At 74.8% G+C, this 12,738-nt stretch carries 7 protein-coding genes; 3 read left to right on the plus strand and 4 right to left on the minus strand.

What is annotated here, in order from left to right:
• Positions 1-325: 325 nt before the first annotated feature.
• The 3 genes from WA788_RS34135 to WA788_RS34145 all read left to right on the plus strand — a co-directional run bounded on the left by WA788_RS34135 (position 326) and on the right by WA788_RS34145 (position 4,091).
• Positions 326-1,336 carry a YncE family protein gene (locus tag WA788_RS34135; RefSeq protein WP_335984217.1) on the plus strand — a complete coding sequence of 337 codons (1,011 nt, stop codon included), beginning with the start codon at positions 326-328 and terminating at the stop codon, positions 1,334-1,336.
• 28 nt (positions 1,337-1,364) lie between these two features.
• Positions 1,365-2,558 (plus strand): cytochrome P450, encoded by a 1,194-nt coding sequence (locus WA788_RS34140; RefSeq protein WP_335984218.1) that lies wholly within the window; start codon positions 1,365-1,367, stop codon positions 2,556-2,558.
• 69 nt (positions 2,559-2,627) lie between these two features.
• Entirely contained in the window at positions 2,628-4,091 is a 1,464-nt protein-coding gene (locus WA788_RS34145; RefSeq protein ID WP_335984219.1) for a flavin-containing monooxygenase, read from the plus strand.
• A 118-nt stretch (positions 4,092-4,209) separates the two neighbouring features.
• Here WA788_RS34145 and WA788_RS34150 read toward each other — a convergent pair whose 3' ends face one another.
• The 4 genes from WA788_RS34150 to WA788_RS34165 all read right to left on the minus strand — a co-directional run.
• Complete coding sequence (locus WA788_RS34150; protein ID WP_335984220.1) at positions 4,210-5,031, minus strand: mycofactocin-coupled SDR family oxidoreductase; 822 nt, start codon at positions 5,029-5,031, stop codon at positions 4,210-4,212.
• Between the two features lie 103 nt (positions 5,032-5,134).
• A complete protein-coding gene (locus tag WA788_RS34155; protein ID WP_335984221.1) occupies positions 5,135-6,586 on the minus strand; it encodes an aldehyde dehydrogenase in 1,452 nt (483 codons plus the stop codon).
• A 97-nt stretch (positions 6,587-6,683) separates the two neighbouring features.
• Positions 6,684-7,787: an NAD(P)-dependent alcohol dehydrogenase gene (locus WA788_RS34160; protein WP_335984222.1), complete on the minus strand. Its 1,104-nt coding sequence runs from the start codon at positions 7,785-7,787 to the stop codon at positions 6,684-6,686.
• An 18-nt stretch (positions 7,788-7,805) separates the two neighbouring features.
• A partial coding sequence (locus tag WA788_RS34165) for a type I polyketide synthase (RefSeq protein ID WP_335984223.1) occupies positions 7,806-12,738 on the minus strand: 4,933 nt, incomplete at its 5' end.

Here is a 12,738-nt window from a genome sequence, read left to right on the forward strand (position 1 = left end):
AGGCCCCTAATGTCGGGGGACCCGCCTTTTGTCCGGGGGACGCCGATACGATCCTTCGAGCATCGGCACCGGATTCGACGCCGCGAAAACCGCCGGTCGGCGCCGCGACCGGGAAGTGCGCGACAGCACGCTACCCGCCGGCGTTTCCGCATAAGCGAATCCGCCGAATCCGTTGAACCCGTTGAACCCGTTGAACCTGTCGAATCAGTTGAACCCGTCGAGCCCGTCGAATCCTTCGAATCCGCGAGATGTTCCCGGCGATCCCCGCACCGCAGCCGCGCGCGGGGCGGGGGTCGCCGGCAGCCGCCGTGAGGAGAGCGCATCCGTGACCGACACCGAACAGATCGGCCTGCCGCACGTGGAGGTCACCATCCCGGTGGGCGAGGGGCCCTCCGCCGTCGCCCTCACCCCGGACGGCAGCCGGGCGTACGTGACGAACTACGGCCGGTGGGCGACCCACTCCCCCGGTGACACGGTGTCGGTCATCGACACCGCCAGCCACGAGGTCGTCGCAACCGTGACGGTCGGGGTGGGCCCGACCGCGCTGGAGGTCGTCCCCGACGGCTCCCGCGTCTACGTCGTCAACTACGGCTCCGGCAAGGAGCCCGGCCGTACCGTGTCGGTCATCGACACCGCCACCCACGAGGTGGTCGCCACGATCGGCGTCGGCAACTCCCCCGACGGCGTCGCAGCCACCCCCGACGGGCGGTACGTCTACATCTCCGAACTGGGCATCGAGACCGACCCGGGCAGCACCATGTCCGTCATCGACACCGCCACCCTCCAGGTCGTCGGCTCCGTGGACGTCGGCGCCGCACCCGGCGCGGTGGCCATCCACGACAACGGCGTGCACGCCTACGTCGTCAACTACGGCCGGCCCACCGACACCGAGGGCACCGTGTCGGTGATCGACCTCACCACGAACACCGTGGCCACCACCGTCACCGTGGGCCGCTCCCCCGGCGCCGTCGCCATCAGCCCGGACGGCACGCGTGTCTACGTCGCCGACCACGGCCCGTTCGGCGACCCCGGCAACACCGTGTCGGTGATCGACACCGCCACCCACACCGTGGCCGCCACCGTCACCGTCGGCGACGGGCCCGGCGGGGTGGCGCTCTCCCCGGACGGCGCGCGCGCCTACGTCGTCAACATGGGCGGCAGCAAGGCGCCCGGCCGGACCATGTCCGTGATCGACACCGCCACGCAGACCGTCGTGCGCACCGTCCCCGTCGAACGCACCCCCGCCGGCATCGCCGTCTCCGCTGACGGCCGCCGCGCCTACCTCGCGAACTACGGCGCGAACCTCGTGTCCGTCGTCGACCTCGCCCGGCTGTGACCCCGCATCCCCCGCTGAGGAGCACGCAGTGAACACCACCTATCCGGAGCCGCTGTCCTACCCCTTCGGCCCCGACGAGGGCCTCGCGCTCAGCGAGGCCTACCGCAAGGCGCGGGACACCGAGGGCCTGATCCGCGTCAACCTCCCCTACGGCGAGCCGGCCTGGCTGGCCACCCGCTACGCCGACGCCCGGCTGGTGCTGGGCGACGGGCGCTTCAGCCGCGCGATGGCCGAGGAGCACGACCCGCCGCGGGCACGGAAGTTCAACGCCCAGCCGAAGTCCATGTTCAACATGGACGCGCCCGACCACACCCGGCTGCGCCGCCTGATCAGCAAGGCGTTCACCATCCGCCGGGTGGAGGAGCTGCGGCCGAAAGTCCACGACCTGGCGCACCGGCTGATCGACACGATGGAGGCCAAGGGCGCGCCCGCCGACCTCGTCGCGGACTACGCGCTGCCGATCCCGACGACCGTCATCTGCGAACTGCTCGGAGTGCCCTTCGAGGACCGGGACCGGTTCGGCAACTGGACCGACGCGATCCTGTCCACCAGCTCCCTGAACGCCGAGGAGGGCCGCGCCAAGCGGATCGAGCTGGTGGAGTACATCCGCGGCATCATCGAGGCGCGCCGCGCCGAACCGGCCGACGACCTCATCTCGGGCATGATCGAGGCCCGCGACGTGCAGGACCGGCTGACCGAGCAGGAGTTGCTCGACCACTGCGTCGGCCTGCTCATCGCCGGGCACGAGACCACCGCCTCGCAGATCCCCAGCTTCGTCTACGCCCTGCTGGACCAGCCGCAGCACTGGCAGCGGCTGCTGCACGACGAGGAGCTGATCCCCTCGGCGGTCGAGGAGCTGTTCCGCTTCGTGCCGCTGGGCAGCGGCTCGGCCGCCCCGCGCTACGCCCGGGAGGACATCGAGGTCGGCGGCACCCTGGTTCGTGCCGGCGAACCGGTCCTGGTCGCCCTGGGCGCCGCCAACCGCGACGGCCTGCGCTTCGAGGACCCCGAGGAGATCAGGCTCGACCGGCCGGCCAACCACCACATCGGGTTCGGCCACGGCATCCACCACTGCCTGGGCGCGCCGCTGGCCCGGCTGGAGTTGCAGGAGGCGCTGCGGGTGCTGCTCCAGCGGCTGCCGACCCTGCGGGTGGCCGGCGACATCGCGTGGAAGAGCGAGATGATGGTCCGCGGTCCGCGCTCCATGCCGGTCGCGTGGTGACGCCCGTGACGGCGGCGCGGGCGAGTACGACCGCGGCCGCCGCTCCCGCCCGCGGGAAGGGGCGCCGCCATGGCTGAGCACGTCGACGTCCTGGTCGTCGGCGCCGGGCTGGCCGGCATCGGCGCGGCCGGCCACCTGCGCCGTGCCCTCCCCGGCCGCACCCTGGCGATCCTGGAGGCACGGGAGGCCGTCGGCGGCACCTGGGACCTCTTCCGCTACCCGGGGGTGCGGTCCGACTCGGACATGCACACCCTCGGCTACCGGGAGCGGCCCTGGAAGGACCCCAAGGCCATCGCCGACGGCGCGAGCATCCTGTCCTACATCCAGGACTCCGCCCGGGAGTACGGCCTGCTGGACGCGATCCGGTTCCGGCACCGCGTGACCGCCGCCGACTGGGACGAGGCGGCGGCCCGCTGGAGGGTCACCGTCTCCCGCGGGGCGCCCGAGAACCCCGAAACGGCCACGCTGACCTGCTCGTTCCTGTACCTGTGCACGGGCTACTACCGCTACGACGAGGGCTACCGGCCGCAGTTCAAGGACACCGACCGCTTCACGGGCACCGTGGTGCACCCGCAGCACTGGCCGGCCGGCCTGGACTGGGCCGGCAAGCGGGTGGCCGTCATCGGCAGCGGCGCCACCGCGGTCACCCTGGTGCCCGCGCTGGCCGAGCGGGCCGCGCACGTGACGATGGTGCAGCGCTCCCCCGCGTACGTCATGTCGCTGCCGTCCCGCGACGGCCTGGCGGACCTGCTGCGCCGGGTGCTGCCGGAGAAGGCGGCGCTCGGCGCGATCCGCTGGAAGAACGCGACGCTCGCGATGGCCTTCTACCGGCTCAGCCGCAGGAGGCCGGAGCGGGTCAAGGCGATGCTCCGCAAGGGCGCCGCCAAGCACCTCCCGGACGGCTACGCCCTCGACCCGCACTTCACCCCCCGCTACCAGCCGTGGGACCAGCGGGTGTGCTACGTGCCCGACGGGGACCTGTTCGCGGCGATCAGCTCCGGGCAGGCGTCCGTGGTCACCGGCGCCGTGGAGTCCTTCACGCCGGACGGGCTGCGGCTGGAGAGCGGCGAGGAGGTGGCCGCGGACGTGGTCGTCACCGCGACCGGGCTGAACCTGCTGCCGCTGGGCGGTATCCGGATGAGCGTGGCCGGTACCGCCGTCGACCCCGGCGCGACGGTGGCGTACAAGGGCCTGATGCTCGCCGGGGTGCCGAACTTCGCCTGGACGCTGGGCTACACCAACAGCTCCTGGACGCTCAAGGCCGACCTGGTGGCGCGGTACGTGTCCCGGCTGCTGGCGCACATGGCCGAGCACGGGCACGCGGTGGTCCGGCCGCTCGCGCCGCCGCCCGAGGACCCGGTGCTGCCGATCCTGGACCTCAGCTCGGGCTATGTGCGGCGCGGCGCGGACAGCATGCCCAAGCGCGGCACGCGCGCGCCGTGGACGGTGGAGCAGGACTACCGCAAGGACGTGAAGCTGCTGCGGCGCGGTCCGCTGGACGACGGGGTGGAGTTCGCCCCGGCGCCCTCCTGAGCCGACCTTCCTGACCCGCCTTTCCGGCGCGTCCCCCGCAAGCGGACCGCCCCTGAGCCTGTTGCCGGGCTCGGGGGCGGTCCGCCGTGTGGGGCGAGGTGGTCCTACGGGGTGGTTCCTACGGGGTGGTGAAGCCCGCGTCGATCGGCAGCGCGACACCGGTGACGTACCGGGCCTCGTCGGAGACCAGCCAGGCCACGGCGCCGGTGACGTCGCTGACGTCCAGCATGGTGACGTCGAGGATGTGGCCCACCTCCGCGCCGGACGTGGGGGGCTTGGTGTGCACCTTCTTCACCGCGTCGTTGACGAGCAGCGGGGTGCGCACGCCGGTGGTGTGGATGGAGTTGACCCGGATGTCGTGCGGGCCCAGCCACCGCGTCCACGCCCGCGACAGGCCCAGCAGGGCGTGCTTGGCGGCGACGTAGCCCTCCGCGCCGCCGGTCGGGCTGCCGATCTTGCCGCTCAGGCCCATCACCGAGCTGACCACGACGACGGCGCCGCCCCGGCCGCCCTCGATGATCTTCGGCGCCGCGGCGTGCACGGTGTTCCACGCGCCGATGGTGTTGATCTCCAACTGGTCGCGGAACGCCTGCTCCTGGCTGGTCGAGGGGTGCGCCATGCCCACCCCGGCATTGGCGACGAGGATGTCGAGGCGGCCCAGCTGCGCGGCGCCGCGCTCTACGGCCTCGCGCAACGCGGGCGCGTCGCGCGTGTCGGCCTGCGCAGTCACCACGCGGCGGCCCAGCTTCTCCACCTCGGCGGCGGTCTCGGCGAGTTCGTCCTCGGTGCCCAGCGCGTAGGCGAGGGTGTCGATGTTCTGGCAGATGTCCACCAGGATCAGGTCGGCGCCCTCCTCGGCGAGCCGCAGGGCGTGGCCGCGGCCCTGGCCGCGCGCCGCACCGGTGATCATGGCGACCTTGCCGTCGAGTCGTCCGCTCATGTGGGGTCCACTCCGTTTCTCACTGCGTGTCACTTCCTGGGTGTGCGTCACTGCGCGGGGCGGCCCGGCGCCGCCGGGCGGGGGGCACCGGGCGCCGCCCCGGTCAGACCTGCTGGTCGACGTAGATCGACTTCAGGGCCTGGTACTGGGCGAGTCCCTCGGGGCCCAGCTCGTAGCCGAGCCCGCTGGCCTTGCGGCCGCCGAAGGGCGCGACCGGGTCGTTGGCGTAGCCGTTGACGCCGACGGAGCCGGCCTGCACCCGGCGGGCGAAGGCCAGGCCGCGGTCGGGGTCGGTGGTCCACACCGAGCCGCCCAGGCCGTAGTCGCTGTCGTTGGCGATCGCCAGGGCCTGTTCCTCGTCCGCGTAGGGGATGACCGACAGCACCGGCCCGAAGATCTCCTCCTGCGCGATCGCGGACCGGTTGTCGACGTCGGCGAAGACCGTCGCCTCCACGTACCAGCCGCGGTCGGCGCCGGCCGGGCGGCCGCCGCCGGCGGTCAGCCGGGCGCCGTCGCTGACGCCCTTGGCGATGTAGGACTCCACCCGGTCCCGCTGCCGTGCGGAGACCAGCGGGCCCAGCTGGGTCGCCGGGTCGAGCGGGTCGCCGACCTTCAGCGAGCGCGCCATGGCGGTGACGGCGTCCACGATCTCGTCGTAGCGGGAGCGGGGCGCGAGCACCCTGGTGCCCAGCCAGCACACCTGCCCGTTGTTGAGCAGCGTGGCCCGGAAGAAACGGTCCATCACCGCGCCGAGGTCGGCGTCGTCCAGGACGACCGCCGCGGACTTGCCGCCCAGCTCCAGCGACACCGGCCGCAGCAGCCGCCCGCAGGTCTCCGCGATGCCCCGGCCGACGGCGGTGGAGCCGGTGAAGGACACCTTGTCCACGCCGGGGTGGCCGACCAGGTGGCGGCCGGTATCCGCGCCGCCGGGCACGATGTTCAGCAGCCCGGCGGGCAGCCCGGCCGCCTCGGCGGCCTCGGCGACCTGGTAGGTGTCCAGGACCGTCTCCGGGGAGGGCTTGAGCACCACGGCGCAGCCGGCGGCCAGCGCCGGGGCGACCTTCATGAAGGTGATGCCCTGCGGCACGTTCCACGGCACGATCGCGGCGACCACGCCCACCGGCTCGGGCACCACCACCGCGTGCCCGCCGAACAGGCCCGGGCGGCGGTCGTCGGCGGTCTTCGCGGCGACCAGGGCGGCGTAGTAGCGCAGCAGCGCGGCCGGGCCGACGCCCTCCAGCACGCCCGCCAGGCTGATCGGCATGCCGTTCTGGAGGCTCACCAGGCGCGCGGTCTGCGGCCCGCGCTCGGTGAGGGCCGCGGCGAAGCGGTCCAGCGTCTGCGCGCGGTCCTGCGCGCTCCACGTCCGCCAGCCGGAAGGGTCGTCGAAGGCGGCGCGGGCCGCGGCGACGGCCGCGTCCACGTCGGCCGGGTGCGCGGCCGGCACGCTGCCGGCCACCTCCCCGGTGCCCGCGGCCCGCACCTCGATGCGGTGCGCGGTGGCGGGCGCGACCCGGGCGCCGCCGATGTAGAAGTCGTCGTGGTCGATGGGCATACGGCCTCGCCTGTCCTTGCCTGTGCTCGTGGGGAGTCGCCGTCGCGAAGGCGCCGGCGGGCGTACCCGGGGCGGCGCCGCGCGGGCGCCGGACCGGTCACCGGTGCGTGAGCACCGCCTTGATCACGTCCCCGCGCACCTGCGCCGCGACGGCCTCGTTGATGTCGGCGAACGGCATCGTGCGGACCAGCCGGTCGATCGGGAACCGGCCCTGGAGGTACTGCTGGAGCAGCCAGGGCACGAACGTCTGCGGGTCGCTGTCGCCCTCCACGACCCCGACGACGGTCAGCCCCAGGATCTGGCTCAGCCCCAGGCTCAGCGGGAACACCGCGGCCGGCTCGGACGGGATGCCGAGCAGCGCGATGCTGCCCCGCTTCGCCATGGCCTGCACCACCTCGGTGAGCACCGCCGCCTTGGCGGTGGTGTCCACCGCGTGCCGCACGCCCTGCGGCACGACACCGCGGATCTGCTCGGCGAGCTTCCCGTCGGCCGGGTCCAGCACGTGCGTCGCGCCGAGGTCCTTGGCGACCAGCCGCCGCGACTCCACCGGCTCCACCACGACGATCGTCTCCGCCCCGGCGAGCACCGCGCCCATCACGGCGCTCAGCCCGACCGAGCCGCCGCCGAGCACCAGCACCGAGCTGCCCGCCTGGGCCCGCAGCGACTTCAGCACCGCCCCGGCGCCGGTCTGCACACCGCAGCCCAGCGGCGCGGCCAGCGCCAGCGGCACCTGCTCGGGGATCTTCACCACCGACCGGGCGTGCGCCACGGTGTGCGAGGCGAAGCTCGACTGGCCGAAGAAGTTCGAGCCGAGCCCCTTGCCGTCGAGGGTGAGCGGCCGGCTGCCGTCGGCGCGGGCGCCCAGCAGGTTGCGGGCCACGAACGTGTCGCAGTACGAGGGCACGCCCGAGCGGCAGTTGCCGCAGGCGCCGCAGCTGCTGAACGACAGCGCCACGTGGTCGCCCTCGGCCAGCCCGGCGACGCCCGGCCCGACGGCGGCCACGACACCGCTGCCCTCATGGCCCAGCACGCCCGGCAGCGGGAAGGGGGTGAAGCCGTGCTGGACGGCCACGTCGGTGTGGCACAGGCCGGTGGCGTGCAGCTCGACCAGCACCTCGTCCGGGCCGGGCGCGGCCAGTTCGACCTGCTTGAGGACGAACGGGCCGCCGGCCTCGTCGAGCACTGCTGCGGTGATGTCCATGTCTGTCCTACAGCTCCTTCACGCGGTTCCGAGCGCGATGCGGACGAGGTCGTCGGCGTCGGCGGTCAACAGGTCGGGCCCGTCGGGCTCTTCGTCCCCGGCGCCCCGGCCGTCCTGGCCGTCCGGGCTGTCCGGGTCGGCTTGCTCGGCCAGGGCCAGTACGGCGTCGAGCAGTCCGGCGGCCCGCAGCCGGGCCAGCGGCACCGCGGCCACCTTGCGCCGCAGCTCCTCCTCCTCGTCGCCGTCGCCCCCGGCGCCGCCGCCGGTCAACTCATCGAGCAGCAGGGCGAGTTTGAACGGGTTGGGGTAGTCGAAGACGAGCGTGGCGGGCAGGCTCAGCCCGGTCATCGCCTGGAGCCGGTCGCGCAGCTCGACCGCGGTGAGCGAGTCGAACCCGGCGTCGCGGAAGGCGGTTTCGGGGTCGAGTTCGTCGCCGCTGCCGTGGCCCAGCACGGCGGCGGCGTGGTCGCGGACGAGGGTGACGAGGAACTCCCGGCGCTCCTCCGCGGGCACCGCCGCCAGCCGGCCGGTGAACGCGGCGGCGTCGGCCTCGGGTTCGGCCGCCGCCTCCGGGCCCGCCTGGTCCTGGAGCAGGGCCAGCAACCGGCTCGGCCGGGCCAGCGAGAAGGCGGGCGCGAACCGCGACCAGTCCATGTCGGAGACGGTCACGGTCGTCGCGTCGTCCTCCAGGACGCGCTGCATGGCGGCGATGGCCGGGTCCGGCCGCATCGGCAGCACACCGAGCCGCACCAGGTAGTCGTGCTCCTCGGTGTTGGCCGCGGCCATGCCCGCCTCGGCCCAGGTGCCCCAGGCGATCGACGTGGCGGTCCGCCCCTGGGCGCGCCGGTACTCGGCGAGGCTGTCCAGGCAGGCGTTGCCCGCCGCGTAACCGCCCTGCCCCGCGCCGCCCCACGAGGCGGCACCGGAGGAGAACAGCACGAACGCGTCCAGCTCCATGCCGGTGGTCAACTCGTCCAGCAGCAGCGCCCCTTCGGCCTTCGCGCCGAGGCTGTCGTGCAGGGTCCCCACCGGCATCGCCTCGACGGGCGTCGGTTCGTGCAGCACACCGGCGGTGTGGAACACCGACCGCAGCGGCAGGTCCGCCGGGACCGCGGCGAACACCCCGGCCATGGTCGCGCGGTCGGCGACATCACCCGCGACCACGCTCACCCGCGCACCCGCGGCCTCCAACTCCGCCCGCAACTCCCCGGCGCCCGGCGCCTGCGGACCCCGCCGGGACACCAACACGACATGCTGCGCACCGCGTTCGACCAGCCACCGCGCCACATGACCGCCCAACCCGCCGGTACCACCGGTGACCAGGGCCGTACCGCCGGTCGTCCACGGCTCGACCGAGCCGCGGCCCGGCGCGCGCACCAGACGGCGGGCGAACACCCCCGAGGCGCGCAGGGCGAGTTGGTCCTCGCCGTGGCCACCGGACAGCACTCCGGGCAGCCGGCCGAGGGCCGCGGGGTCGGCGTCGCCCGGCAGGTCGACCAACCCGCCCCACACCTGCGGCAGTTCGAGGGCCGCGACCCGGCCCAGACCCCAGATGCCGCCCTGCCACATCTCCTTGACCACGTCGCCGGGACCGGCCGCGACGGCCGCCCGGGTGACCACCCACAGCGGGACGTCCACCTGCGAGCGCCGCAACTCCTGCACCAGGCGCAGCGTCGCGGTCAGCCCGTCGCGTCCGGCGCCGGCCAGGGCCACCACGCCGGTACGGTCGGCGCCGACGCGCGCCAGGTGCTCCGCGTCGGCCGCGCCGGCGGTGAGGACCACCGTGTCCGGGCCGAGGGCCGCGACCGCGGCGGCGGCCCAGGGGTCGTCGCCCTCGGGGACGACCGCCAGCCAGCGCGGCGGCGCGGCCGGCGCGGTGCCGTCCACGTCGACCGGCACCCAGGACTGGCGGTAGCACCAGCCGTCGGCCGCCGCGTCCCGCAGCCGCCGCTCACGCCAGCGCAGCAGGGCCGGGACGACGTCGGACAAAGTGTCGTCCGCGACGCCGAGGGAGCGGGCCAGCCCGTCCGGACCGCTCGCCACGGACGCCCAGAACTCCGCGTCCACCGGGTCGCGCCCCGCCGCCTGCTCCGGCACGGTCCGCGGCCAGTAGCGGCGGCGCTGGAAGGCGTACGTCGGCAGGTCCACCCGGCGGGTGGCGCGGCCGGCGAACAGCGGCGACCAGTCGACGGCCGCGCCCTGGACGTACAGCCGCGCGAGAGCCTGGAGCAGCACCGCGCGGCCGGTGCGCTCGCCGCGCTGGAGGGCCACCGCGGCGGCCCCGGTCAGGCCGTTCGCGGCCACCAGCCCGGACAGCACCGCGTCGGGCCCGGCCTCCACGAAGGTGTCCACGCCGCGCTCGGCCAGCCACGCCAGCCCGTCGGCGAACCGGACGGTGCCGCGGACCTGCTCCACCCAGTACGCCGGGTTCGCCAGGTCCGCGGGCGCGCCCGTCAGGTTGGAGACGACCGGCACCGCGGGCTCGGCGTAGGACAGCTGGGCCAGTTCGGCGGCGAAGGCCTCGAGCATCGGCTCCATGAGGGCGGAGTGGAAGGCGTGCGAGACCCGCAGCCGCCGGGTCCTGCGGCCCAGGGCGGCGAAGTGCTCGCGTACCGCGCTCACGTCCGCCTCGGGGCCGGCGACGACGACCGACTCGGCGGCGTTGACCGCGGCGACGCAGACGCCGCCGGTGAGCCGCTCACGCACCTCCTGCTCGGTCGCGGCGAGGGCCGCCATCGCGCCGCCGGCGGGCAGCGCGTCCATCAGGCGGGCCCGCGCGGCGACCAGCCGGCAGGCGTCCGGCAGCGAGAACACCCCGGCCACATGGGCGGCGGCCACCTCGCCGATGGAGTGGCCGAGCAGGTAGTCCGGCCGCACCCCCCACGAGGTGAGCACCCGGTACAGCGCGACCTCCACCGCGAACAGCGCGGGCTGCGTCCACCCGGTGCGGTCCAGCAGCTCGCGGTCCGTGCCCCACAGCACGTCGCGCAGCGGGCGCTCCAGGTGCCGGTCCAGTTCGTCGGCGACCTCGTCGAAGGCGGCGGCGAACACCGGCGACTGCGCGTGCAGCCGGCGTCCCATGCCGAGCCGCTGGGCGCCCTGCCCGGTGAAGAGCACCGCGAGTCCGCGGCGGGTGCGGGCCACCCCGTCCACCACCTGGGCGGCCGGTTCACCGGTGGCCAACGCCCGCAGTCCCGCGGTCAGTTCGCCGCGGTCCGCGCCGACGACGACCGCGCGGTGCTCGAACAGCGAGCGGGTGCGCAGCAGTGCCGCGCCGACGTCAGCGGGGTCGTACGGGGCCGCCGACTCGTCGGTGTCGGCCTCCTCCACGGCGGACAGCAGCCGGGCGGCCTGGGCGCGCAGGGCCGGCTCGGTGCGGCCCGACACCACCCACACCGTCTCGGCGGCGTTCTCCGCGGCGGCGGGCGCGGCCTCGGGCTCGGGCACGGGCGCGGCCTCGGGCACGTTCTCGGCCACGGCGGTCGGTTCGGGCTCCGGCGCGGCCTCCAGGATCACGTGCGCGTTCGTCCCGGAGATGCCGAACGAGGACACGCCCGCCCGCCGCGGGTGCCCGGTCCGCGGCCAGGGCCGCTCCTCCGCCAGCAGCCGCACCCGGCCGGAGGTCCAGTCGACGTGCGAGGTGGGCTCGTCGGCGTAGCGGCTGCGCGGCAGCACGCCGTGCCGGAGGGCCTGCACCATCTTGATCGCCCCGGCGACACCGGCGGCGGCCTGGGTGTGGCCGATGTTGGACTTCACCGTGCCCAGCCATAGCGGCCGGTCCTCGGGGCGGTCCTGCCCGTAGGTGGCCAGCAGGGCCTGTGCCTCAATGGGGTCGCCGAGGGTGGTGCCGGTGCCGTGCGCCTCGACGGCGTCCACGTCGGCCGGGGACAGGGAGGCGGCGGCCAGCGCCTGGCGGATGACGCGCTGCTGGGAGGGGCCGTTGGGTGCGGTGAGGCCGTTGGACGCGCCGTCCTGGTTGACGGCGCTGGAGCGCAGGACGGCGAGCACCGGGTGGCCGTTGCGGCGGGCGTCGGAGAGGCGTTCCAGCACCATGATGCCGACGCCCTCGCCGAAGCCGGTGCCGTCCGCGGACTCGGCGAACGCCTTGCAGCGCCCGTCGGCGGCGAGGCCGCCCTGCCGGCTGAACTCCACGAACGTGCCGGGCGTGGCCAGGACGGTGACGCCCCCGGCCAGCGCGAGCGTGCTCTCGCCCGAGCGCAGCGACTGGCTCGCCAGGTGCATCGCGACCAGCGAGGAGGAGCAGGCGGTGTCCACGGTGACCGCGGGGCCCTCCAGCCCGAGGACGTAGGAGACGCGGCCGGACAGCACGCTCTGCGCGCCGCCGGTCATCATCTGGGCCTGGGCGTCGCCGGCTTGGACGACGAGGTCGCCGTAGCTGGAGTGGTAGCTGCCGACGAAGACGCCCGCGGGGGTGCCGGCGAGAGCGGCCGGGTCGATCCCGGCGCGTTCCAGGGCCTCCCAGACGACCTCCAGCAGGAGTCGCTGCTGCGGGTCCATCGCCAGCGCCTCGCGCGGGGAGATCCCGAAGAACCCGGCGTCGAACTCGGCGGCGGAGGCGAGGAATCCACCTTCGCCCGCGACGGAGGTGTTCGGGCGGGTGCCGGTCGGGTCGTAGAGGCCGTCGACGTCCCAGCCGCGGTCCCGCGGGAAGGGGGTCATGGCGTCGCCGCCCGCGGTGACCAGGCGCCACAGGTCGTCGGGGCCGGTGACGCCGCCGGGGTAGCGGCAGGCCATGCCGACGACCGCGATCGGGTCGTCGGTCACCGCCCCCGGACCGGGCTGCCCGGGCCGCGTCGCGGCCTCGGCCGTGTCGCCGAACTGCTCGGCCAGGTGGGCGGCGAGGCGGTGCGCGGTGGGGTAGTCGAAGACGAGGGTCGCCGGCAGGGTGAGGCCGGTCGCGCTCTGGAGCCGGTTGCGCAGTTCGACCGCG

Source organism: Streptomyces sp. CA2R106 (assembly GCF_037034245.1).
Classification (GTDB): Bacteria; Actinomycetota; Actinomycetes; order Streptomycetales; family Streptomycetaceae; genus Actinacidiphila.